Origin of the sequence: Cohaesibacter marisflavi (genome assembly GCF_900115225.1) — a bacterium.
GTDB classification, from domain to species: domain Bacteria; phylum Pseudomonadota; class Alphaproteobacteria; order Rhizobiales; family Cohaesibacteraceae; genus Cohaesibacter; species Cohaesibacter marisflavi.
On record NZ_FOVR01000010.1, the window covers coordinates 186,577 to 210,981 of the forward strand.

The window sequence follows — 24,405 nt, forward strand, 5'->3', positions numbered from 1 at the left end:
GGTTATTTCCCACTCATCACACGTCCGAAGAAGTTATCTTCTCCCACCTGGCCACCTTTAAGTGAAATCTCGGTCCCGTCGATAGCACTATCGACGGAATGCACACGACACAGCGGTGCGCCGGGGACAAGTGGCCCCGCAACCTCGAGATTCTTGATGCCCATGGCCGAAACAGCATGGCTGGAGCTGTCGCCGCCAGCGAGAATCGTTCGTGTCAAGCCGGTCGCCTTGATGGCGTGTTTGAGAATGCGGCCCGTGCTTGACCCCATGACAGGGGAACTGTCCGCAGCCGTGAGGCCCTTGCGCTCAAGAGCGGCGCGTGTGGCTGCAATCTGTGGGTCATTCGGGCCGCGCGCCGTATGCAGCACGATGCCCTTGTGTTCAGAACTGAGCTGAACCAGCTCTTCGGCCAGACGTTTTTCTTCTTCTTCGCCCTTTTCCACCAAAGCGACCGTATCGATGGCCTTGACGAAGAAGCCGTTGGCTTCGGCCCAAGCGATCTGTTTGTCGGTGGTGGGGGAACAGCTGCCGCAAATGGCGATGGTGCGATCGACCGCGCCGCGTGGTAGCGGGGGCTCTACCAGCGGCAGGGTGCCTTCTTTGGTCAGATAATCAGCCAATGCATATTCAACGCCCGATGAACCGACCACAAAGGTTGGCTTGATCTGGCTGCGTTCATGCAGCAACTGTCCCGTCTTGTAGGTTGTCGCATCATCGAAGGTGTCCAGAATGACAGCGTCATTCTCGTCGCACAGCTTTGCGAAGGCCTCGGAGGCATCCTCTGCCAGCATGCGCCGGAAATCGATGCCCTCGATCTTGCGGTTCGTCTGAAGGGTCAGATGGGCGCGCAAATCCGACTCGTTCATTGGGGTCGAGGGATGTTTGCTCATGGTTGGATGACGGTCGATGCGAAAGGCTTCGCTGTCTCCCGCTACGCTGGCTGCGGCAAACAGATTGGAAAAGACGACATAGCGCTTGAGGCGCGTGACGCCGACAATGACCGGCACCGTCGCGTCAAAAATATCGTGGCCAAGCTCGATAGCCTTACCGATATTGCCGATGGTTGGCGCTGAATCAAAGGTAGAGCAGGTCTTGTAGTGACAGATTGGTGCGCCAAGCGCCTTCAATTTGGCAAAGCTCTCTGCAAGATGGGTTTCCATCCATGCGGGAGACTGGCTGCGGCTGGTACCGGCGACGCCAACGGCGCGGATATGCGGATAGGCTTTCAGATCGTCATGAGAAGGCGGTTCCAGAAAGAGCATGGCGGGAATGCCGGCCATGGTGACGGATTCCAGTGCATCTGTGGAACCGGTAAAGTCGTCTCCATAGAAGGAAAGAAGCAGATTTTGCTTTTTGCCTGTATCTGTCATGATCTGAATATGCCTCTTGGACTTCAATTTATCGGCGTTTTGTCGCCTTGGATAACTGATTTGTATCACAAAAATCTCGATAGACAACAGGCTTCGCGTAAAATATAACAGATATTATGTGATGTATCTCATCAAGAGGTGTGCATAAATTGGGTTTGGGCGTACCATTGGTGACTGACTGACTACTTTTTGGAGTTGAGAATATGAACAAGATTGGCCTGACTATGGGGGATCCTGCGGGGATCGGGCCCGAGGTCGTCTGCAAGGCCTTGCAGGATATGACGGCAGAGGAACGTGCCGGGGTGATTGTCATTGGTGATCGCTTGTTTATGGAACGTGCGCGCGACATGATTGGCGCGGATTTTCAGTTCGTGTCGGAAGGCGATGTGCCTGAGGGGGATGTGCCGCTGGTTCAGGTGGATGCGCCCAATGCTGAATCCATTCAGCCTGGCGAGATTCAGCCCGATGCCGGGGAGGCTGCTTGCCGCTGTGTGAAAAAGGCGGTGGATATGGCTCTGGCCGAGGAAATCGACGTGGTCTGCACCGCGTCCTTGCATAAAACGGCGTTGCGAGAAGCTGGTTATAATCTGAGCGGTCACGCTGGATTGCTTAAGCTTTTCACTGGTGTAAAGAAGAATTTCGCGGTGCTGGCCGGGCCAAAACTTTCCGTCATCCACGTCTCTACCCATGTGTCTCTGGCTGATGCTGTAACTCTGTGCACGACAGAGTCTGTGCTTGAAACCATCCGTATTGCGAATCAGCACGTGCTGACCACCGGGATTGCTGAGCCGCGGATCGGAGTGGCCGGAATCAATCCGCATTGCGGAGAAAACGGCCATTACGGCACCGAAGACGACACGCAGGTTATTCCTGCTATCAAGCTGGCAAGAGCTGAGGGGATGAATGTGTCTGATCCGATTCCGGGGGATCTGGTCTTTGAACAGGCGATTGACGGGAAGTTTGATATCGTTGTTGCCCAGTATCACGATCAGGGGCACATTCCTGCCAAGCTGATTGGTGGGCATGACTGTGTGAATATCACGGCAGGACTGCCGATTTTGCGCACTTCAGTGGATCACGGCACTGCTTTCGACATCGCCTGGAAGGGTGGCCTTGCTCGTCCGGATAATATGAAGGCCGCCATTGCCATGGCGCGCAAGATGAAGCCTGTGAAGTGATCTGTGGTCGCATGTTACGCGGCAAGTGATTTTGATATTTGTCACGCCTTATGTGTGATTTTAAGTAATTTTGACAAGGAAAAGCCCGCTCAAACGTCGTTTGAGCGGGCTTTCTTATTGCGGCTGGTGAAGGGCTTTTAGGCCCATACTATGCCGAAGTTTCAGATTGGAAAATCTTCAGGATCGGTCACCGGAAGGGTGGAAAGATCGGGGAAGGGGCGGATGGGGTCGGTTCCATCCCAATTGATGCTGGCGTCACGAATTGTCTTGAAAAGCGTGCCTTTTGGCCCGTTTACCTCTGATAATTCGATCACAGTGCCCGGATGGAATTCCGTTTCGAAGTAGCAATAGCGCCCGTCATCTCCCACGGCGCCGTTCATTCCAACAGTCAAACCTTGCGCTGTCAGGCGTGCCAGATCTTCTGTGTAGTTGCGAGTCCAATAGGCAAAATGCTGGGCGCCTGTGCGGCCAGCATTGAGAAAATCAAGATACATAGAGGGGGCATCATTCAATTGTTGCACAAGCTCCATTTGAATATACCCAGAATTTGCGAGGGCGACAGAGCGCTCGATCGGGGACAATTCTCCTTTATAGTAGAAGTCCTTATCAGCGATTTTTTCTGCGTAAAACCAAGGGCCTATGCCAAGTGTCTTGGACCAGAACTCCATTGCTTCTTCAATATTTTTGACGACATAGCCGATCTGGCGTACCTCACCGAAGAACCTACTCATTTTTTAACTCCCGAGAGAATAAAACATCTATGGACAAGGAACGTAACAGATATTATGTTACAAATCTAGAGGCGTCACGCAGTTGCGAACTGAACCCTTTTTTGATGCCTTTATTAGGGAGAAGAAATCATGGCAAACATTAGCAGACGAAATCTGTTGAAGTCCGCAGCCCTGGCCGTTCCGGCCACGTTGGCTATGCCGCACATCCGTGCAGAGGCAAAATCCAAATTCGTATATAAATATGGTAACAACCTTCCTCTGTCCCATCCGTTGAATGTGCGCGCTGCTGAAGCATCCAAGCGCATCAAAGAGGAAACCAACGGCGATCTTGATATCAAGATCTTCCCGAGTAACCAGCTCGGTGGTGACACCGACATGCTCAATCAGGTCCGCTTTGGCGCGATTGACTTTTTCACGCCGTCCGCTCTGGTGATCGCAACGCTCGTTCCTGTTGCTCCGATCAACGCTGTGGGCTTTGCCTTCCCTGACTATGATCATGTATGGGCGGCCATGGATGGCGACCTTGGTGGTTATGTCGGTGAGGAAATCGAAAAAGCCGGCCTGCATATGATGCGCACTGTCTGGGACAATGGCTTCCGCCAGTTGACCACGTCAGAAGCCGCTGTGGAATCTCCGGAAGATCTGCATGGCATCAAAATCCGTGTTCCGGTCAGTCAGCTTTCCATCAGCCTGTTTGAAGCGCTGGGGGCAGCTCCGACCAGTATGCAGTTCTCCGAGGTTTACACCTCTTTGCAGACGCACGTGATGGACGCTCAGGAAAACCCGCTGCCGATCATTCAGACCGCCAAGCTTTATGAAGTTCAGAAATATGCCATGCTGACCAACCACATCTGGGACGGCTATCTGTTCGTTGCCAGCGGTCTGACCTGGAAGCGCCTGCCGGAAGATATCCAGACTATTGCCGAAGGCATTCTGAATGATTGTGGTCTCAAGCAGCGTGATGACATTTCCAAGCTGAACGCTTCTGTTCAGGCTGATCTGGAAGCCAAGGGCATGACCATTACGCGCCCTGATCCGAAACCATTCGTTGAAGCTCTGAACAAGACTGACTTCTATTCCAAGTGGCAAGAGAAGTTTGGTGACAAGGCTTGGAGCCTTCTTGAAAAATACTCTGGCAAGCTCGGCTAAGGAATAATTATGTCGACTATCGTTGAAACGAATTCGGAAGATGGGCTGTCCTCTTTTCGTGACTTTTGCGCAAAACTTGAACAATGGATTGCGCTCGTTGTCGAAATCCCTGGAGCCATCTTTCTGGGGTTGGAGGTCGTGGTTCTATTTGCAGGCGTAGCGTTTCGCTACGCCCTGCATTCTCCACTGGTCTGGTCGGATGAATTGGCTACCATCCTGTTTTTGTGGCTGAGCATGTTCGGGGCCGTCGTGGCTCAACACAAGGGTGGCCACATGCATCTGACTGTGGTCGTCGGATTGGCGCCAAAACGCTGGCAATCCCGTATCAACACTTTGGCATCCATGTGTGTCATTCTGTTTCTCGGGTTGCTCATCCATCCTGCCCTTGAACATTCCATCGGTCAGATGATGATCACGACTCCTGCCTTGCAGTTGCCCGATACGGTGCGCTCGGGGGCCATGTTTGTCGGTCTTACGCTGATGATGATCGTAGCGGTTCTGCAGCTGATCCAGAAGGCCAAGGTGTCCGACTTCTTGTTCGGGGTTGCAGTGATCGCGGTTTGCGGAATTCTACTGAATGTCTTCCTGCCTCAGCTTGAGAATATGGAAAACTTCAACCTGATCATCTTCTTTGGTGTTGGTCTGGCAGCATTGGTCTTTGGCGGGGCACCCATAGCTGTTGCCTTTGGTCTGGCCACGGTCGTCTATCTCAAATTCATGACCTATATGCCGATGGTGATTGTGATCAGCCGCATGGACGAAGGCATGTCGGGCTTCGTATTGCTCTCCATTCCGCTGTTCGTGTTGCTTGGATTGCTCATCGAAGTGACGGGTCTGGCGGCTGCTCTGGTCAATGTGCTGGCGTCTCTGGTTGCCCACTTCAAGGGTGGGCTGTCCTATGTGCTGGTTGGTGCCATGTATCTGGTTTCCGGTATTTCCGGCTCGAAGGCTGCGGATATGGCCGCTATCGCTCCGGTGTTGCTGCCTGAAATGCAGAAGCGCGGCAAGGAGCCGGGCGAGTTGATCGGTCTTTTGTCATCGTCAGCTGCCATGGGCGAAACCATTCCGCCATCCATCGTGCTGATTACCGTGGGCTCTGTGACTGGTGTTTCCATTGCGGCGCTGTTTACGGGTGGTCTCATTCCGGCAGCTCTGGGTGCTATCGGCCTGCTCATCGTTGCTTACTTCCGTTCACGCGATGAAGATGTCAGCGACGCCAAGCGGGCCAGCCGCAAGCAGATCCTGTTTGCAATTCTCAATGCTCTGCCAGCTTTCCTGCTGCTTGCTGTTATCCGTGTCGCGGTTGTGGCCGGTATTGCAACGGCAACCGAAGTGGCGACTGTTGGTATTGTCTATACTCTGCTGGTCTCGATCCTGCTTTATCGCAAGTTTCCGGTCAAACGCATGTGGAAGATGCTGTGCAATTCGCTGGCGCTTTCCGGTGCGATCATGATCATTCTGGGCACGGCAACGGCCATGGCGTGGGCTTTGACCCAGTCCGGTTTCTCCCATCAGCTGGCGGCAGCGATGGAGCAGATGCCTGGTGGTGCCTTCGGCTTCATGGCTTTGTCCATCGTGGTCTTCGCGATCCTTGGCAGTGTGCTTGAAGGTATTCCGGCGGTTGTGGTGTTTGCGCCTCTGCTGTTCCCGATTGCTTTGGAGCTTGGCATTGGTGGTGTGCATTATGCCATCATGATGGTTCTGTCCATGAGCCTTGGACTGTTCGTTCCGCCTCTCGGTATCGGCTTCTATCAGGCCTGCGCGATTGGTGGTATCGAGCCCGACAAGGCCATGAAGGCGATTTGGCCTTACATGTTCGCGATCCTCGTATCGGTGATCATCGTGGCCTGTGTGCCTTGGGTTACTGAACCTTACTTCTGATAAAGGCTTTTCTTCCAAAGCCGAATGCCCGCGCCTTTTCGATGAGGCGCGGGCATTCTTATTGGGGGACTCTCCTTGACGCTACCGTTGGCATGAGCGCGTCATTATAGGCCTGCTAATGTGCAAAGTTAGCTGCACAATGTCGCCAAAAAGGCTTTATATTCGTTAGCGTGTGAGCCTTCAAAATTGTCCATGCCCGGTTTCGTTAGGGTGCCTTTGGGCTTGGTGTAGCTTTGGATAGTACGCCCGGGTTTTTCATGCCAGGTGATGTTGAAGGCGGCGAGTTTGGGAAAGAAGTAAAGATCGGTAGGGGGAAGATGGTCATGGATCCACCATGCCATGGCCTGCCAGTGGTGAGACTGCTCATAGTAGCCGATGAAACTGTTTACAACGATTGTAGCCGTAGCGCCGCAGTAGCCATCAGCGTCGCGCCGATCAAATATATGTTTTGCGTAGTTTGCTTCATTGCGCGCGCATCCTAGATTATTTTCATTTCCAAACTGGTTTACCGCCGGTGCGCGATAGGCTGATCGAATGCTAATACGACCAAATTGCTTTTGCAGTGGCTCCAGCAATGTCTCGCATAGCTTTGAGGCAGCATAAATCGCCAAATCGGGATCGTCTGGAATGTTCGGAATGCCATTGAAGTTGGCGATTTCAGAATAGAGCATATCCCTCATGAAAAAGGATTTTGAAAGGCGCACGCGCCCGAGATCTTCAAGTGATTTGACAGAACCTGGCTTTTTCATACTCGTGTATCAATCCAAAAATGATGACTTTATCTAACTCCTTTATACAACCTATCAGTGCGGGTGTGTGGACATCAAGGTTGGTCATGGACTTGCGAGCGATCCTGAGTAAGCCAGATTGGGCGTCGGGGAGTGAGAGAGGCTGCGTACTTGACCGTAAATGAGTTTCTGTTCGCTGGAGATATGGGGAACGGTGCTGGATTCTGTGCAGAGGACGAATCATGCCCGGAATTCTCCACATGTTGTTTCGTTGGGGAAGGTGCTGAAAAGGAAGAAGTTTTCCCTTGGGAACAAGGGTGGAACAAAAATTGAATATCTCTTTTTTCTCATAGTCTTGTCATGCTTCTTGTAAATGAGAACAAAGTGTGTACATTAATCTTGGTTGCACAAGCGTGTTCGCTATGAAGAATGGAACTCAAAATGGCACAAAATAGTCTCCGGTTGGTCGAAGGAAGCAGCATGGACAAGACAAAGGCATTGGAAGCCGCCCTATCGCAGATTGACCGCGCATTCGGCAAAGGCTCCGTGATGAAGCTGGGCCAGAGAGAAGTGGTCGAAATTGAGTCCATTCCGACTGGTTCTCTCGGGCTTGATATCGCTTTGGGTATCGGTGGTCTGCCCAAGGGGCGCATCGTCGAGGTATATGGTCCGGAATCGTCTGGTAAAACGACACTGGCACTGCACGTGGTTGCAGAATCGCAGAAGCGTGGCGGAATCTGCGCATTTGTGGATGCTGAACATGCGCTGGACCCGATTTATGCGCGCAAACTTGGCGTCGATATTGATAACCTGCTGATTTCTCAGCCTGACGCTGGTGAGCAGGCACTTGAAATTGCCGATACGTTGGTGCGTTCCGGTGCCGTGGATGTTCTGGTGGTCGACTCAGTCGCTGCCCTGACGCCGCGAGCCGAGCTGGAAGGCGAGATGGGGGATTCGCTTCCCGGTCTTCAGGCGCGTTTGATGAGTCAGGCCATGCGCAAGTTGGCAGGGTCCATCTCTCGTACTAACTGCATGGTTATCTTCATCAACCAGATCCGTATGAAGATCGGTGTGATGTTTGGTAGTCCGGAAACGACGACCGGTGGTAATGCTCTGAAATTCTACGCATCGGTCCGTTTGGATATTCGCCGGATCGGCTCCATCAAGGATCGCGACGAGGTCGTGGGCAACCAGACGCGCGTGAAAGTGGTCAAGAACAAGGTAGCGGCTCCGTTTAAGCAGGTCGAGTTTGATATCACTTACGGGGAAGGCATCTCCAAACTTGGCGAGCTTCTTGATCTTGGCGTAAAGGCCGGGATTGTCGAGAAGTCCGGGGCTTGGTTCTCCTACGATAGCCAGCGTTTGGGGCAAGGGCGCGAAAATTCGAAGAATTTCCTTAAGGAAAATCCTCAGATTGCCGATGAGATCGAAGTGGGTATTCGCCAAAGTGCAGGTCTTAATTCTGATCTGATTGATCTTGCTACCGCTGATGAAGGTGACGACGAATAACCGTGTGAGATGCCAATCGAAGGTTAGCTTTCTTCTTGATGGCTCTTTGAGATTTCATTCGTTCCGATTGTTGAGAGGGCCGCCTTGGGTGGCCCTTTTGTATTGTGGGCTGGAATACGCAATGAAAAAGCCGATAATTTTCGACAGAAGCTGATGATAGCTCTGGGGTTTCTGCGCAAAATGATAGACATGCGCTTTGTTGCTCGTTAAAACCGCCAAGAGACAAAGTTAGAAAATTGCCAAGAAGACAATTATCTTCCTTCAATCTTGGCATTCATCCCTGTCAGGCCTTCGAGCCCTTCTGTTATTTGAAAGAAGTTTGCTCGGCCACTTCATTTTTGAAGGTCTTGATTGCGGGCTAAGATATTGCTGCATCTGTTGATCGGATGGCAGAGTGTGAAATGAGCGAAAGGTTCTGAGCCTCATCCGGGGCAGGAGAAATTGGTGTGTCATGAGCGGTGTAAATGAAATTCGATCAACTTTCTTGAACTACTTCAACGAGCATGGTCACTCCATCGTGGATTCCGGGCCTCTGGTTCCGCGCAACGACCCGACGTTGATGTTTACCAACGCAGGCATGGTGCAGTTCAAGAATGTGTTTACGGGCCTTGAGCAGCGTGACTATAGCCGCGCGGTAACGTCGCAGAAATGCGTGCGCGCGGGCGGCAAGCATAACGATCTGGATAATGTCGGCTATACGGCGCGTCATCACACTTTCTTCGAAATGCTCGGTAACTTTTCTTTCGGTGACTATTTCAAGGAAAATGCCATCGAGCTTGCCTGGAACCTGATCACCAAGGAATTCGACCTTCCTGCGGACAAGCTGTTGGTGACCGTCTATCACGAAGATGACGAAGCTTTTGATCTCTGGAAAAAGATTGCAGGGCTTTCTGACAACAAGATCATTCGCATTCCGACCAGCGATAACTTTTGGTCTATGGGGGAAACCGGCCCGTGCGGTCCGTGCTCCGAAATTTTCTATGATCATGGTGATCACATTTGGGGTGGCCCTCCGGGTAGCCCGGAAGAAGATGGTGACCGGTTTATCGAAATCTGGAACCTCGTCTTCATGCAGTATGAGCAGCTCACCAAGGATGAGCGTGTGGACCTGCCTCGGCCTTCCATTGATACAGGCATGGGGCTTGAGCGTATTGCTGCTGTGCTGCAGGGGACCCATGACAACTATGAAACGGATTTGTTCCGCGCGCTGATCCAGAATAGCGTTGATCTGACCGGTGTCGACGAAGTTGGTGACGCCAAGGCCAGCCATCGTGTGATTGCTGACCATTTGCGCTCTACCAGCTTCCTGATTGCCGATGGCGTGCTGCCTTCTTCTGATGGCCGCGGCTATGTTCTGCGACGCATCATGCGTCGCGCCATGCGCCACGCGCGGTTGCTCGGTTCGCAGGATCCTATCATCTACAAGATGGTTCCGACGCTTGTGCGCGAAATGGGGCAGGCTTTCCCTGAGCTCGTGCGTGCAGAAGCCCTGATCACCGAAACCTTGAAGCTTGAAGAATCCCGCTTTGGCAAGACCTTGAGCCGTGGTCTGCAGTTGCTCGATGATGCAACGGACGGCATGGACAAAGGGGATAGTCTTGATGGGGAAACAGCCTTCAAGCTTTACGATACTTATGGCTTCCCGCTCGATCTGACGCAGGATGCCTTGCGCGCGCGTAGCATCGAGGTCGATGTCGACGGATTTGATACGGCCATGGCACGCCAGAAGGCTGAAGCCCGTGCCAACTGGGCAGGCTCCGGCGAAGCGGCAACCGATGCAATCTGGTTCGACGTGAGCGAGAAAGTCGGGGCAACTGACTTCCTGGGCTATGATCGTGAGCGCACGGAAGGGGCTATTGTCGCTTTGGTCAAGGATGGCGCAGAAGTGGACAACCTGAAAGCCGGAGACGAAGCCAGCATCATTCTCAACCAGACACCATTCTATGGCGAATCTGGTGGTCAGATTGGTGATACGGGCGTTATGATTGCGGATGGCATTCGCTTCGAAGTGTCCGATACCGTCAAGAAGAACCACGGCATGTTTGTTCATATGGGCAAATTGATCGAAGGATCGGTGAAAATCGGCGACGCGCTGGAGCTGGTTGTGGATCACGAGCGTCGCTCTGCCATCCGGGCGAACCATTCCGCGACCCACCTTTTGCATGAAGCCCTGCGGGAAACCCTTGGCGATCATGTGGCACAGAAAGGCTCATTCGTAACGCCGGAGCGTCTGCGCTTTGACTTTTCGCACCAAAAACCGGTGACGGATGAAGAAGTGAGCCAGGTTGAAGAGATGGTCAACGAGATCGTCTTGCAGAATGGACCCGTCGAAACCCGCATTATGGCTGTTGATGATGCCATTGAAGCGGGCGCCATGGCGCTGTTTGGTGAGAAATATGGCGATGAGGTTCGCGTCGTTTCCATGGGCGAAGCCCTGCGTGGCGACAAGGCCGGCAAGACCTATTCGGTTGAGCTTTGTGGCGGTACCCATGTGAACCGCACCGGTGATGTTGGTCTGATGACCATCGTTTCCGAAAGCGCAGTCGCAGCCGGTGTGCGCCGTATTGAAGCCTTGACCGGTAAGGAAGCGCGTACCTATTTGCAGCAGCAGGATGAGCGCGTGCGCGAGGCCGCTGGCTTATTGAAAGTGGCGCCAAATGATCTTGTCGAGCGTCTGGAAGCCCTGGTGGCGGATCGCCGCAAGCTCGAAAAAGAGCTTGCCGATGTACGCCGCAAGCTGGCTATGGGCGGCAGCGGTTCCGGTGGTGATGCTGTCAAAGAAGTCAATGGCGTCAAGTTCCTCGCACGTGTTGCTGAAGGCATTTCGCCCAAAGACCTTAAAGGCATGGTTGATCAGGGCAAGGAAAGCATTGGCTCTGGTGTCGTCGTGATGATTGCCGTTTCGGAAGACGGCAAGGTCGGGGTTGTTGTTGGTGTGACTGACGACCTGACAGATCGCTTCAATGCTGTGGACATGGTCAAGGTTGCCGCTGAAGCACTCGGCGGCCGCGGTGGCGGTGGACGTCCGGATATGGCTCAGGCTGGCGGCAAGGATGCTGACAAGGCCAATGACGCCATTGCTGCCATCGAAGCTCTGCTTTCCTAAATTTGCTTTTGGAGCATAGCTTCTCTACAGAAGCGCTGTTCCAACTGACAAGTTAAAATGGGATAAATGAGCAGTAATGCTTATATAGAATTGGATGCCACGGGCTTGAAAAAGCGCGTGGCATTTTTATAGCTCTCGACTTCAAATCGTGTGGTTGCTGCTTTTAGGCATGTTCGTAATATGTTTATCACTTAATTTCTTGTCTATTTGTTTCTGATCGGGTTGATGCTTTTAATTCACACTTTATTTAGATATTTATTTTCTTTCAAATATTAAGTGAATAGTTCAGTAAAGGTAATCTATTGGCTATTTACCTCGGATTACTTTTTGGTTACAAATATTTTGGTCTTTCAGACCAGTGGCTACCTAATCACCCGCTTGCCCACCACCTTGATTGATTAGGTGGCCACACCTTTTCTCTCTCCTATTTTTTCTCTTGGATAATTGGTGCGCAATTTATCACTTATTCTACATGAAACATTTTCATCTGAAGCGTTTCTAATCATAGCTAATATATTGTAGGGTAAGGAAAACGTTTTCGTCTTTCTATCTTCCAGTGTGGTTTGAGTGATGAAACAGGACGCAGGGCTTGCAATCGGCATGGCTTTGCGCCACTACTCGCCCTGTTTTTAAATGCAGAGTAGTAACGCTCGCCTGGTCAGTTAATTCCGGACAGAGTGTTTTTCGGACAATGGAAAGAAGAAGAAATGGATCCGGTCATCATTCTGGTCGAGCCACAGTTGGGAGAAAATATCGGCATGGCAGCACGTGCCATGGCCAATTTCGGTGTTACGGATTTGAGGCTGGTGAGACCGCGTGATGGATGGCCCAGCGAAAAGGCGCGTAATGCAGCAAGCCGTGCGGACCATGTTATCGGCAAGACGTTGAAGTTTGAAACCGTAGAAGAGGCTGTTGCTGACCTGGACTTTGTTTACGCAACAACTGCTCGCCAGCGCGATATGCTCAAGACGGTGCGTCATCCGGTGGAAGCTGCGCAGATTTTGCGCACCACGGTGAATACTGGCGGTAAGGTAGGGATCATGTTCGGACGCGAACGTTGGGGGCTGAATAATGATGAAGTGGCCCTTGCGAACGAAATTCTGACGTTGCCCGTTGATCCTGATTTTTCCTCTCTCAACATTGCGCAGGCTGTTTTGATCATCTGCTATGAATGGCGCATGTCTGGCAGCGATCGTGAAGCGGCGTTGCCGTTTGAGACACCGGATGTGCCGCGCGCCAGCAAGGAAGACATGGTGCGATTGTTCGATCATTTCGAGGAAGCTCTTGATGAAGTAGGCTTTTTCCGTCCGCCAGAAAAGCGCCAGCATATGGTTCAGAATTTGCGCACGATCTTGCAGAAAGGCGATTGGGCTGAGCAGGAAGTGCGTACCTTGCGCGGCGTTGTTGCAGCCTTGCAGCGCAGACACGAGCGGTCCAGACAGTAAAAGCGGCTGCGGGTAGTGGTCCGTCTTTTGTGGTGTGGGGCGCGAGTATGGTCAGGCAAAGAGATCCCAATATTCTTGTTTTTGACTCCGGTCTGGGGGGGCTTTCGGTTTTGTCTGCCCTTACTGCGACACTTCCCTATGCCAACTATCTGTTTCTGGCCGATGACGCGCGCTTTCCTTATGGGGATCTGAGTGATGATGCGCTTAGCTATGGGCTGATCAGTCTTATTGAAGACACCTGCAAGACCTACGTGCCGGATTTGCTGGTTGTGGCGTGTAATACGGCTTCCACAGTGGCTCTGGAGACGTTGCGTGCGCGCTTTTCTTTTCCGATTGTCGGGATTGTTCCGGCCATCAAACCGGCGGCGCATGCGACCTGCACAGGGCATTTTGCGGTGATTGCCACGCCGGGGACCATCCGGCGCGCTTACACACGAGATCTCATTCGCGATTATGCCGATGAATGCGTGGTGGACCTTATCGCCTGCAATCGGCTGGCGCGGTTGGCTGAATCCTATCTTCTGGAAGGAGAGAGGAATGAGGAGGCCGTTTATGCCGAGATACAGGGTGTCTTCGAGGGGCCTCAAAATGGCGATGTGGATGTGATCGTCCTGGGCTGCACGCACTATCCGCTTTTACTACCTGTGTTGGAAGCTATTGCGCCGCGCCCGGTGCTGTGGATCGATCCGGCCCACGCCGTTGCGCGACGGGTGATGCATCTGCTTGAGCAGGAATGGCAGGACTGTATCGCCGGAGGGCAGGCGGATTTGCCGCACCAGACAAGGCGTATAGGATTTGCCGCAACAAGAGGCGATACGCAGAGGCTTACCGTTGCTTGGTCTTCGCTTGTTGAGAAAAAGGCGCGAGCAGGCATGATTCTGTGAGGCAAACGCAGTTTTGAGGCAGAAACTGGCGGATTCAGTTTGACTTGCCGGGGTAAAGGCTCTAAACACCATCCAATCTCTGCGGGGCCTTTTGTTGGCCCCCTTTGATTTTAACGCACCCGCGAAGACAAAGGGGCGCATCCTTTGTGTTCTGTCGGATCTGGCTTTTGCCGATGATCCCAGGAGGGGCGCGTTTTCTTAAAAACTTGAAAGGAAACACGCGAATGTCCAAGCGCCATTCTCAGAAGTATAAAATTGACCGCCGTATGGGCGAAAATATCTGGGGTCGTCCGAAGTCCCCGGTAAACCGCCGCGAATATGCACCGGGCCAGCATGGCCAGCGTCGTAAAGGCAAACTGTCTGACTTCGGTCTGCAGCTGCGTGCAAAACAGAAGCTGAAAGGCTACTACGGCAACATCTCCGAGAAACACTTCCTGCGCATCTACAAGGAAGCAAACCGTCTGAAGGGCGATACCTCGGAACTGCTGATCGGTCTGCTGGAGTCCCGTCTGGATGCCATCGTATACCGTGCGAAATTCGTTGCTACCGTGTTTGCTGCTCGTCAGTTCGTAAACCACGGCCACGTTAAAGTGAACGGCCAGCGCGTCAACATTCCTTCCTACCGTTGTAAGGTTGGCGATGTGATTGAAGTGCGCGATCGTTCCAAGCAGCTCGCTTTCGTTCTGGAAGCAACCCAGCTGGCTGAGCGTGATGTGCCTGATTACATCGAAGCAGACCACAACAAAATGACCGCCACCTACAAAGCTATGCCGCAGCTGGCCGACGTGCCATATCCTGTCGTCATGGAACCGAACCTGGTGGTCGAATTCTATTCCCGTTAAGGGAAACGGAATTACCGTCGAATTTGCAAAAGGCTGTCCCAAGTGGCAGCCTTTTGTCGTATTGGGCTTTGGCTCAAGAGAAATGCCAAACCATCGTTGAGCTTGCTGCTTGCTTTTGCTAATGCAGAGGCAAATGACTGACCGGGAAAGATCAATATGAGTGACTCTATGAGTGACGCTGTTTTGCCAGTGGTTGAAGCGCCTGCCGTTCTGCCGGATGAGGATGACCTTTGTCACCCCATGTTTCGCAATGCGCCCAGCTCGGTGTCCTTCAAGAAGCTGCGCAAGCGGCTGCTGCGCAATGTGCGAGCGGCGATTGACGACTATAATATGCAGACCAAGGGCCGGAAATGGCTTGTGTGCCTTTCTGGTGGCAAGGATTCCTATGGCCTTCTGGCACTTCTGCTCGATTTGAAATGGCGCGGTCTGCTGGATGTTGACCTTCTGGCCTGTAATCTCGATCAGGCGCAGCCGGGCTTCCCATCCGATGTGTTGCCGCGCTTCTTTGAGGAGCATGATATTCCTCACCATATCGAGCGGCAGGATACCTATTCCATCGTCAAGGAGAAGATCCCGGAGGGCAACACCTATTGTTCTTTGTGTTCGCGGCTCAGACGCGGCAATCTCTATCGCATCGCGCGTGAGCATGGCTGTGACGCTGTGCTGCTGGGGCACCACAGAGATGACATTCTGGAGACCTTCTTTCTCAATTTGCTGCATGGAGGGCGATTGGCAACCATGCCGCCCAAGCTCAAGAATGAAGAAGGTGATCTGATGCTGTTCCGGCCGCTGGCCTATTGCGAGGAAAAGGATCTGGCCAAATTTGCTGAACTGATGAAGTTCCCGATCATTCCGTGCGATCTGTGCGGGTCTCAGGATGGTTTGCAGCGGCAGGAAGTGAAGGCCATGTTGCAGGGCTTTGAAGCCCAGCATAAGGGCCGTACACAGGTTATGTTCCGGGCACTCTCAAACATCCGCCCGTCGCATATGCTGGATACCAAATTGTTTGATTTTCAGGGTCTGTCGCTGGAAGATGATCGGGCAGGGGATGACAGTGACGATGCGGAAGGCTGTGCAGCTGTTACCGCACTATCGCAGAATTTCCTTACCATGCATGACAAATAGCTGCGTTGAATCGGTTTCTCAAGAAATGGAAACAAGGGACTCTGCGGCTTTGTGATTAGACAAAAAGAAAACCCGGATGCTGGCATCCGGGTTTTCTTGAATCAGATTGTGAGAAACTGCCGATAAGCGATTCTTTCGATTCACTATTCTTGAATATGTGAATGTTTTGAACACCTAGGCCCAGAAACACGTCAGGCGGTTGCCGGTTTTCCTAGTATTTCCTGCAGTTCCTGGCTCTGGAACATCTCGCGGATGATGTCACAGCCGCCAACAAATTCGCCTTTTACATAGAGCTGGGGAATCGTTGGCCAGTTGGAATAATCCTTGATGCCCTGACGCAGGTCGTCATTTTCCAGCACATTGATGCCTTTGTATGGCACATCGAGATAATCCAGAATCTGGACCACCTGACCGGAAAAGCCGCATTGCGGGAATGTGGGCGTGCCTTTCATGAAAAGCACGACTTCGTTGGATTTGACTTCGTTGTCGATCCAAGCCTGGATTTCGCTCATATGTCCGTCCTTCAAACTTTGCGGTTTACACATCCGGCAGACCAAGGATAGCCGTCAGCTGTGTGGAGGGGCCAGATGGTGGCGCTTGCTCAATCAGGCACTGAGGTTTGCAGTGCGAGAGCGTGCAATTCACCGCCCATATTGCCTTTCAGAGCTTCATATACCAGCTGATGCTGTTGTACGCGGGATTTCCCTCTGAAGCTCTCTGAGACGACTTCAGCGGCGAAATGATCGCCATCTCCAGCAAGGTCCCGGATGATCACCTTTGCATCCGGTAGTGACTGTCTGATCAGGGTTTCGATTTCGCTCGCTTCCATTGGCATGCTGGTCTCCTCGAGGGCATATTGTCAGAGAAGAAAGGAATACGCAATTGTTCGTATTCCTGCTTCGGGCAATTCTTTGGTTCATCCCGCTTTTTCAAGATCAAGGCGGGATGATCACTTCGCTTTAGCGTCCTCCGACAGACGGGGTCTGGTCAAGCTGAAAAATCGGACAATCACCAGTCTAATCTTTCAGCAAATGACCAGAGCTCAACCCTACTGAGCCATATAGGCCGGCAGCCAGTTTTCATGGGCCTCAGAGAGGCTGGAAACGGCAACAGAGCCATGTCCGGCAACGCTGAATTTATCGCCTTCGATCAAACCAATGACACCGGCTTGAACTCCAGCCTTTTCGGCCTGAGCGAGAAGCGCGTTGGCTGTATCCTTGCAGCAGGTCACGACGTAGCGTGCCTGATCTTCTGCGTAGAATGCAATGTGGGGATCCTGCGCTGGCAATTCAATGGTACAACCAAGGCCGGAACGGATGGCCATCTCGGCCACTGTGATGCCAAGCCCCCCATCGGAGATGTCGTGGGCTGCGGTGATGGTGCCAGCGCGGATGGCTTCGCGCACGAAAGTGCCGTTCTTCTTTTCCAGCTCAAGGTCAACCGGAGGAGGTGCTCCCTCTTCACGGCCAAACAGTTCGGCCAGATAGGTGCTCTGACCCATTTGCGTACCGTGGCCACCAATCAGGACGATGACTTCATGCTCTGCAACGAAGGCATTGCCGATGGCTACATCGACATCAGGTAGAAGGCCGACAGCACCGATGGCTGGGGTTGGCAGAATGGCTTCGCCGGAGGTTTCGTTGTAAAGGGACACGTTGCCCGAAACGATCGGCATATCGAGGGCTTCGCAGGCAGCGCCCACGCCCTTGATGCAGCCCACGAACTGGCCCATGATTTCCGGTTTTTCAGGATTACCGAAATTGAGGTTGTCGGTGGTTGCCAGAGGTTCGGCGCCAACGGCGTTGAGGTTGCGCCAGCTTTCGGCCACAGCCTGCTTGCCGCCTTCAAACGGGTCTGCCTTGCAGTAGCGAGGGGTTACGTCAACGGTGAAGGCGAGGCCCTTCTTGGTGCCATCCACACGGATCACGCCAGCATCGCCACCCGGACGTTGCTTGGTGTTGCCCTGAATCATGGTGTCATACTGTTCCCAGACCCAGCGGCGGGAGCACAGATTCTTGGAGCCGATCAGGGCCACAAGGCTATCCATGAGATTCTTTGGCGCGTCGACCGTTGCGTTGTCCAGCTTCGGTGTCTTTGGTGTTTCGACCCATGGACGATCATATTCTGGGGCCTCGTCGCCCAGTTCCTTGATCGGCAGGTCGGCAACCATTTCGCCCTGATGGAAAATGCGGAAGCGCAGGGTGTCCGTGGTAAGACCACATTCTGCGAAATCCAGTTCCCACTTGCGGAAGACAGCTTCTGCTGCTTCACGCTTTTCAGGATGCAGCACCATCAGCATGCGTTCTTGGGATTCAGAGAGCATCATCTCATACGGAGTCATGTTCTCTTCACGGTTTGGCACCTTGTCGAGATCAAGATCGATACCAAGGTTGCCCTTGGCGCCCATTTCAACGGCCGAACAGGTGAGGCCAGCAGCGCCCATATCCTGAATGGCGATCACGGCGCCGGTCTTCATCAGCTCGAGGGTGGCTTCCATCAGGCGTTTTTCGCTGAACGGGTCGCCAACCTGAACGGTAGGACGCTTCTCTTCGCTGTCATCGTCGAATTCGGCAGAGGCCATGGTGGCGCCGCCAACACCGTCGCGCCCTGTCTTTGCGCCAAGATAGACGACCGGCATGCCGACGCCCTTGGCTTCAGAGAGGAAAATCTTGTCCGCATCGGCAAGGCCCGCCGCAAAGGCGTTCACAAGGCAGTTGCCATTGTAAGAGGCGTGGAAGCTGACTTCGCCGCCAACGGTTGGAACGCCAAAGCTGTTGCCATAGCCGCCGACACCGGCAACGACACCCGAGAGTACATGGCGGGTGCGTTCATGGTCTGGTTCGCCGAAGCGCAGGGAGTTCATGGCAGCAACGGGACGGGCACCCATGGTGAAGACGTCACGCAGAATGCCGCCAACACCGGTGGCTGCGCCCTGATAAGGCTCGATATAGGAGGGGTGGTTGTGGCTTTCCATTTTGAAGACAACCGTCTGGCCATCGTCAATATCCACCACGCCCGCATTTTCGCCCGGGCCCTGAAGCACGCGAGGACCCTTGGTCGGCAGGGTGCGGAGCCATTTCTTGGAAGATTTGTAGGAGCAATGCTCATTCCACATGGCCGAGAAAATACCAAACTCGGTGAAAGTCGGCTCACGACCGATCAATTCGAGAATATGGTCATATTCTTCGGGTTTCAGGCCATGAGCGGCGATCAGCTCCGGAGTGATCTGTGGTTCGTTCTTGCTCATGCTACCTTCTCCAACAGGCTTTCGAACAGGCCGCGACCGTCGAGGCCGCCATGCAGGTCTTCGATCAGGTTTTCAGGATGTGGCATCATGCCAAGGATGGTGCCGCGCGCATTCATGATGCCCGCAATATTGTTGCGTGAGCCGTTGATGTTGGCCTCAGCGGAGGCTTCTCCTGCCGCATCGCAATAGCGGAACAGGACACGGCCTTCGTCTTCCAGCATCTTCAGGGTGTCATCATCGGCAAAGAAGTTGCCGTCATGATGAGCGACCGGGCAGCGCATGACCTGACCTTTTTTGTAGGAAGAGGTGAAGATGGTATCATCACGCTCAACGCGCAGCTTGGTTTCCTTGCAGATGAAGGTAAGGCCGGCATTGCGCATCAGGGCACCGGGCAGAATGCCGGTTTCGGTGAGGATCTGAAAGCCATTGCAGACGCCGAGAATGCGAACGCCCTGTTTGGCCTTTTCCAAAAGATCGGCCACGATGGGTGAGCGGGCGGCGATGGCGCCGGAGCGCAAATAGTCACCATAGGAAAATCCGCCGGGCAGAATGATCAGATCGGCTTCAGGGATTTCGGTCTCGGCATGCCAGACCATCATGGGGTCTTTGCCGGAAACGGAGCGCACGGCGGCAGCCATGTCATGCTCACGGTTGGTTCCGGGGAATACGAGGATCGCAGTTTTCATATGTCCTGCTCCTTGACGAAAAAGGGATGCCTGGCGGCGTCCTGTTACAAGAGGATAAATATGGCTAGGGCTGAAGCGACGACCGGGATCAGGATGAAGACTGCTGCCTTGATGACCATGAAGCGGATGGCCTTGGCGGCTTCCTCTTTTTGGTCATAAGGTGCCCCGTCAAACTGGTCCTTGAGGGGCTGGCCTTGCGCGCCGGGAGCGGAAGGGGACATCTCAAGAGGCGATGCCTCGTCTGGTCCGTTTCTTTCACTCATGGGCGCCTGTGTCTCCCTGTGATTGTCTCTCTTCACGCCGGAGCCATGCTACCGGTGCGAAGGATGCCCTGTTGACGCTTTCGTCAGAGAATGTCGATGTGGTAATTCTCGATGACGGTGTTTGCCAGCAGCTTTTCGCACATATCGGACAATTTTGCTTCGGCTGCGGCCTTGTCAGTTTCGCCCAGCTCGATGTCAATCACCTTGCCCTGACGAACGGAGCCGATGCCGTCAAATCCCAATGCACCAAGGGCGCCTTCAATGGCCTTGCCCTGAGGGTCCAGAACGCCGTTTTTCAGTGTGACGGTGACGCGTGCTTTCATCTTCATGCTATCCTTGTTTTCCGGTTTGCTTCTTTTGCCCACCGGGAAGAGACAATGGAAAAGGCAGGGCTCATCACCCTGCCTTGTCAATGATTATTTCACCAGAACCGGGCCGGAGCCCTTACGCTCGGGGGTGTTCTCGATCATGATGCCCAGACGCTTTGCAACATCCTGATAGGCTTCGATCAAGCCGCCCATTTCGCGGCGGAACCGGTCCTTGTCGAGCTTGTCGTTGGACTCGATGTCCCACAAGCGACAGGAATCAGGGGAAATCTCGTCGGCCAGAATGACCCGCATGGTGTCGCCTTCGAAATAGCGACCGCATTCGATCTTGAAGTCAACCAGACGAATGCCGACAGCGCGGAACATGCCTGAAAGGAAGTCGTTGATGCGAATGGCCAGCGCCATGATGTCGTCGATTTCCTGCGGAGATGCCCAGCCAAATGCCGTGATATGCTCTTCGGAGACGAGCGGATCATCAAGGCTGTCATTCTTGTAGCAGAATTCGATGACAGAACGCGGCAGCTGGGTGCCTTCTTCAACACCGAGGCGCTTGGAGATTGAGCCAGCTGCGACGTTGCGCACAATGACTTCCAGAGGAATGATCTCGCATTCCTTGATCAGCTGTTCGCGCATGTTGATCCGCTTGATGAAGTGGGTCTGGATACCCAGATCGTTCAAAGCAGTGAAGATGAATTCGGAGATACGGTTGTTCAGAACGCCCTTGCCATCGATGACTTCGTGCTTCTTGTTGTTGAATGCAGTGGCATCGTCTTTGAAATGTTGGATCAAGGTTCCTGGTTCTGGACCTTCATAAAGGATTTTTGCCTTTCCTTCGTAGATCCTGCGACGACGATTCATGAGCGTATTACCATTCAGTTTTGCCCGCGAGGGGCGGTTTTAAGGGGTATAAAGCCCAACACAGAACGGTGTTCCAAATAGGGCTTTCTGAAAGTCTTCTTCCTGCGGCACGTGGTTCCCAAGGTGCAGTGCTTTCTCTGGGGAGGTGGCATCCTGCGCGATAAGAATCAGGCCATCTGCTGGCCCACTATATCCTATTTGAAGAAGGACCGGGCCAAGCTTGGGATATTTACCGAATTTTCTAGCTGCGAAGTGTTTTCCTAAGGCTGCTGATTAGCGAATTCCTGCCGGTTACACAATCTTTGAAATGAGACTCTGGCAAGATTTTTCCCTTTCTTCGCTTATTCTTTTTGTTGTGCTGACTTCGTGGCATCAGTTGTGCTTGGGAAGAAAACCAAATGCGTCCATATGACGGCCTTGGGCTCAGAGGCTGAGTCTCGATTGTATTTTGGTCTTCTTTGTTTTGGTTCTATTTTATGGTAGAATATACCTACGAAAACGTCCTTATTTTATTGCGAGGGTCAACCGGCGGCGTCATGGCATGAATGGACCGCTCCAATTGTCAAAAAACTCATTGGTCTTAGTCAATTTTTCACGTTGGGAAGGATTAGAGGAGGGGTACCATGACCACGTTTGACAACAGAGAATTCGGCTATGAGGCAAAATTTGCTCATGACCAGGAGGTCATTTTCAGGGCGACGGCCCGCCGCAACAAGCTGATAGCGCATTGGGCTGCCGACAAGCTTGGCTTTATCGAAGAAGAAGCCGGAAAATATGCTGATCTCATGATCCGCAACAGTTTGAAAGTTTCTGATGATGATGATGTCGTTCATCGCATTCTGGAGGATTTTCGCAACCATGGCATGCCTTGGTCCGAGCATCGCATCCGCCAGAAACTGAGCCACTTCATGTCCATTGCTCTTGGTGAGGTCACTGCAAGCGCCTGATATCGGGCGCAGATGTATGGGGCGGACATGGTGGTGTTCGTAGATACATTCGACCGATGAGTTGTCTTCGGGATAGCTGGAATAAAGGCAAACAGTCTGCATGTCTCATTGCGCTTAAGCCCGGTGTGGCGTAAGAGCAAATGATATCGAAAAGTGTTAACTGTTTGACTTATCATAATCATTCCGGAGAATTTCATGTCATCCACATTCGACAGTCTGTCGTTGGCTCTGCAAAATGCCAAGCAGAGCGGTACTCCCGTTTATAGCGGCTGGAGCCTGTTTCCCGACCCGTTGGTGGCGAGGGCGGTTGCCTCTGGCCCCTTCGATGCACTGTTGATCGACTGCCAGCACGGTCTTATGGATTTCGCGCAATCTCAGGCTATGACCATCGCCATTGCCCAGGCTGGCAAGGCACCGCTTCTGCGCATTCCCGTCGCCGATTTTGCCTTTGTGTCGCGTGCGCTGGATTTCGGCGCGCAGGGCATTGTCGCACCCATGATCAACTCGGCAGACGAAGCCAAGGCGTTGGTTGATGCAGCGAAATACCCGCCTGTCGGACAACGGAGCTTTTCACCAGTCGGGGCCTGTGCTCTTTATGGCATGGATGCGCCGGACTATGTGAAAGAGGCCAATGAGGCGTGTGTTGTCTTTGCCATGATAGAAACCCAGCAGGCGCTGGATAATCTTGATGCAATTCTCGCAGTTGAAGGGCTTGATGGGGTGTTTGTCGGTCCGGCGGATCTCTCTCTGACCCTTCTGAAGGGCGCACGGGTGGATATGGATTGCGATCTGGCGAACGCGGCCTATGAGATGGTCGCCCAGAAAGCCTTTGCAGCGGGCAAGCTTTCTGGCATCTATGCCTTCAATACTGATTATGCCAAACGCTATGCCAGATTTGGCTACAATCTTGTTGCTGTTGGCAGCGACAGCGGCTATCTCGCAGCAGGCATGCAGCAGGTGGCTGAGGCCTTGAGGGTCTAGGTTTCCTAGCCTTTGCAAACCGCACTGCAATAATGTTGGAGATCTGCAACAGGGCTGCAGATCTCTCTCTTCTACTTTAGAATCAAGCTAAATAAATACCACTTTATTGATCCAAATCATCGAATGTTTGAAGGTTTGAAATCATTCTGTCCTAAGGGTACGACCGATACAACAGCCGGAGGAGGCTGGTTTGTCGCACTTCTATTGGCCGGGGGATTTCAATGTTTAGACTTGTGGCACTCTTCTACATCATTATTGCGCCAACCCTTGCGGGGATCTTTGCGCTCGTTCCATTGACCATGTCCGGGACGCTGTCGATCAATGCAGGCTTCTTGTTGGTGTTTGTTATCGCTGGGGCGGTACTGGCTTTGCCGGTGTCGTGGTTCGTCGCCAAGCGCATTGATGCGCTGATTTCATCAAGAGGACCAGCTGCTTCTGCTTGAAGGGGGGACTTGATACCTTCTCGGAAGCTGAGTGAAATGGTTGCGAACGAAAAAGGCCTGACTGTGTCAGGCCTTTTTTATTGTATCTACATTAAACCTCCACCTACGGTGGAGGATTGGACAAGTTCTACATTTTCGGTAAGAGACCTCCTCACTTGAACCATTGGCGTGGTTATAAGATCAAATGAGGAGGTTTTTATGGACGAAAATCACCTATCACACAGCACTTGGGACTGCAAATATCATATAGTATTCGGCTCTAAATATAGGACGAAACGTCTATATGGGGACTTGCGCCTTGAGCTGAGAGATCAATTTACCAAATTGGCATCACAAAAGGGCTGTCACATTGAGGAAGGGCATCTTATGCCCGACCACGTGCATATGCTGATCTCGATCCCACCCAAATATTCAGTGGCTCATATCGTTGGATTTCTCAAAGGAAAGACGGCTCTTTATGTGGCAAATAAGTATGCTAGAAAGCGCCGCTACAAGGGATATCACTTTTGGGCTCGTGGATACTTTGTCTCGACAACGGGCTATCAAGAGGAGGTCGTCAGACGGTATATCCGCAATCAGGAGAAGCAGGATAAGGCAACGGATTTTGCAGACCTGTTCAAGCCTAATTATTAAAGCGTAACAAAACCACTTCCAGTGGTTCAAGCGTAGCGTTTCAAACCTCCCCCTCTGGGGGAGGTCATGACTT

The 24,405-nt window shown here is 52.7% G+C and carries 23 protein-coding genes; 13 read left to right on the forward strand and 10 right to left on the reverse strand.

Going from position 1 to position 24,405, the window contains the following annotated elements; translation table 11 throughout:
- Window positions 1–2 precede the first annotated feature (2 nt).
- Complete coding sequence (locus tag BM258_RS17240; RefSeq protein ID WP_139229305.1) at window positions 3–1,370, reverse strand: four-carbon acid sugar kinase family protein; 1,368 nt, start codon at window positions 1,368–1,370, stop codon at window positions 3–5.
- A 203-nt stretch (window positions 1,371–1,573) separates the two neighbouring features.
- On the opposite strand from BM258_RS17240, the gene pdxA reads away from it, so the two are divergent.
- Window positions 1,574–2,548, forward strand: coding sequence for a 4-hydroxythreonine-4-phosphate dehydrogenase PdxA (gene pdxA, locus BM258_RS17245; RefSeq protein WP_244544748.1), 975 nt, complete (start codon window positions 1,574–1,576; stop codon window positions 2,546–2,548).
- Window positions 2,549–2,709: 161 nt separating this feature from the next.
- Here the strand turns inward: pdxA and BM258_RS17250 are convergent, their stop codons facing one another.
- Window positions 2,710–3,279, reverse strand: coding sequence for a VOC family protein (locus BM258_RS17250; RefSeq protein ID WP_090074391.1), 570 nt, complete (start codon window positions 3,277–3,279; stop codon window positions 2,710–2,712).
- A 129-nt stretch (window positions 3,280–3,408) separates the two neighbouring features.
- Here BM258_RS17250 and BM258_RS17255 point away from each other — a divergent pair, with 129 nt between their 5' ends.
- Window positions 3,409–4,428: a TRAP transporter substrate-binding protein gene (locus BM258_RS17255; protein ID WP_090074393.1), complete on the forward strand. Its 1,020-nt coding sequence runs from the start codon at window positions 3,409–3,411 to the stop codon at window positions 4,426–4,428.
- A 9-nt stretch (window positions 4,429–4,437) separates the two neighbouring features.
- On the forward strand, window positions 4,438–6,309 hold the full coding sequence (locus tag BM258_RS17260; RefSeq protein WP_090074395.1) for a TRAP transporter large permease: 1,872 nt from the start codon (window positions 4,438–4,440) through the stop codon (window positions 6,307–6,309).
- Between the two features lie 128 nt (window positions 6,310–6,437).
- Here the strand turns inward: BM258_RS17260 and BM258_RS17265 are convergent, their stop codons facing one another.
- The gene (locus tag BM258_RS17265; protein WP_090074396.1) at window positions 6,438–7,058 is read right to left on the reverse strand and encodes a peptidase M15; all 621 of its coding nucleotides are present in this window, start codon (window positions 7,056–7,058) and stop codon (window positions 6,438–6,440) included.
- A gap of 420 nt (window positions 7,059–7,478) precedes the next feature.
- Here BM258_RS17265 and recA point away from each other — a divergent pair, with 420 nt between their 5' ends.
- The 6 genes from recA to ttcA all read left to right on the forward strand — a co-directional run bounded on the left by recA (window position 7,479) and on the right by ttcA (window position 15,948).
- Window positions 7,479–8,546 carry a recombinase RecA gene (gene recA, locus BM258_RS17270; RefSeq protein WP_090074448.1) on the forward strand — a complete coding sequence of 356 codons (1,068 nt, stop codon included), beginning with the start codon at window positions 7,479–7,481 and terminating at the stop codon, window positions 8,544–8,546.
- Between the two features lie 451 nt (window positions 8,547–8,997).
- Complete coding sequence (gene alaS / locus BM258_RS17275) at window positions 8,998–11,652, forward strand: alanine--tRNA ligase (protein ID WP_090074398.1); 2,655 nt, start codon at window positions 8,998–9,000, stop codon at window positions 11,650–11,652.
- Between the two features lie 707 nt (window positions 11,653–12,359).
- A complete protein-coding gene (locus tag BM258_RS17280) occupies window positions 12,360–13,097 on the forward strand; it encodes an RNA methyltransferase (protein WP_090074400.1) in 738 nt (245 codons plus the stop codon).
- A 47-nt stretch (window positions 13,098–13,144) separates the two neighbouring features.
- Window positions 13,145–13,981, forward strand: a complete 837-nt coding sequence (gene murI / locus BM258_RS17285; protein ID WP_090074401.1) for a glutamate racemase — start codon at window positions 13,145–13,147, stop codon at window positions 13,979–13,981.
- Window positions 13,982–14,205: 224 nt separating this feature from the next.
- Window positions 14,206–14,823, forward strand: coding sequence for a 30S ribosomal protein S4 (gene rpsD / locus BM258_RS17290; RefSeq protein ID WP_090074403.1), 618 nt, complete (start codon window positions 14,206–14,208; stop codon window positions 14,821–14,823).
- 240 nt (window positions 14,824–15,063) lie between these two features.
- On the forward strand, window positions 15,064–15,948 hold the full coding sequence (ttcA, locus tag BM258_RS17295) for a tRNA 2-thiocytidine(32) synthetase TtcA (protein ID WP_244544751.1): 885 nt from the start codon (window positions 15,064–15,066) through the stop codon (window positions 15,946–15,948).
- Window positions 15,949–16,139: 191 nt separating this feature from the next.
- Here the strand turns inward: ttcA and grxD are convergent, their stop codons facing one another.
- From grxD to purC, 7 genes are all read right to left on the reverse strand, one after another.
- Window positions 16,140–16,460 (reverse strand): Grx4 family monothiol glutaredoxin, encoded by a 321-nt coding sequence (gene grxD, locus BM258_RS17300; protein ID WP_090074406.1) that lies wholly within the window; start codon window positions 16,458–16,460, stop codon window positions 16,140–16,142.
- A gap of 89 nt (window positions 16,461–16,549) precedes the next feature.
- Window positions 16,550–16,783, reverse strand: coding sequence for a BolA family protein (locus tag BM258_RS17305; RefSeq protein ID WP_090074408.1), 234 nt, complete (start codon window positions 16,781–16,783; stop codon window positions 16,550–16,552).
- A 213-nt stretch (window positions 16,784–16,996) separates the two neighbouring features.
- On the reverse strand, window positions 16,997–19,195 hold the full coding sequence (purL, locus tag BM258_RS17310; RefSeq protein WP_090074410.1) for a phosphoribosylformylglycinamidine synthase subunit PurL: 2,199 nt from the start codon (window positions 19,193–19,195) through the stop codon (window positions 16,997–16,999).
- On the reverse strand, window positions 19,192–19,881 hold the full coding sequence (gene purQ, locus BM258_RS17315; RefSeq protein WP_090074411.1) for a phosphoribosylformylglycinamidine synthase subunit PurQ: 690 nt from the start codon (window positions 19,879–19,881) through the stop codon (window positions 19,192–19,194). The genes purL and purQ overlap by 4 nt, the downstream gene beginning before the upstream one ends.
- 44 nt (window positions 19,882–19,925) lie before the next feature.
- Window positions 19,926–20,144: a phosphoribosylformylglycinamidine synthase-associated small membrane protein gene (locus tag BM258_RS17320; RefSeq protein WP_090074413.1), complete on the reverse strand. Its 219-nt coding sequence runs from the start codon at window positions 20,142–20,144 to the stop codon at window positions 19,926–19,928.
- An 83-nt stretch (window positions 20,145–20,227) separates the two neighbouring features.
- The gene (gene purS, locus BM258_RS17325) at window positions 20,228–20,467 is read right to left on the reverse strand and encodes a phosphoribosylformylglycinamidine synthase subunit PurS (RefSeq protein WP_090074451.1); all 240 of its coding nucleotides are present in this window, start codon (window positions 20,465–20,467) and stop codon (window positions 20,228–20,230) included.
- A 93-nt stretch (window positions 20,468–20,560) separates the two neighbouring features.
- Window positions 20,561–21,328, reverse strand: coding sequence for a phosphoribosylaminoimidazolesuccinocarboxamide synthase (purC, locus tag BM258_RS17330; protein ID WP_090074414.1), 768 nt, complete (start codon window positions 21,326–21,328; stop codon window positions 20,561–20,563).
- A 623-nt stretch (window positions 21,329–21,951) separates the two neighbouring features.
- On the opposite strand from purC, the gene BM258_RS17335 reads away from it, so the two are divergent.
- From BM258_RS17335 to tnpA, 4 genes are all read left to right on the forward strand, one after another.
- Window positions 21,952–22,275 carry a DUF1476 domain-containing protein gene (locus tag BM258_RS17335; RefSeq protein WP_090074416.1) on the forward strand — a complete coding sequence of 108 codons (324 nt, stop codon included), beginning with the start codon at window positions 21,952–21,954 and terminating at the stop codon, window positions 22,273–22,275.
- Between the two features lie 195 nt (window positions 22,276–22,470).
- A complete protein-coding gene (locus tag BM258_RS17340) occupies window positions 22,471–23,256 on the forward strand; it encodes an HpcH/HpaI aldolase family protein (protein WP_090074417.1) in 786 nt (261 codons plus the stop codon).
- 221 nt (window positions 23,257–23,477) lie between these two features.
- Entirely contained in the window at window positions 23,478–23,699 is a 222-nt protein-coding gene (locus BM258_RS17345; protein WP_090074419.1) for a hypothetical protein, read from the forward strand.
- A gap of 198 nt (window positions 23,700–23,897) precedes the next feature.
- On the forward strand, window positions 23,898–24,332 hold the full coding sequence (gene tnpA, locus BM258_RS17350; protein ID WP_090073844.1) for an IS200/IS605 family transposase: 435 nt from the start codon (window positions 23,898–23,900) through the stop codon (window positions 24,330–24,332).
- Window positions 24,333–24,405 lie beyond the last annotated feature (73 nt).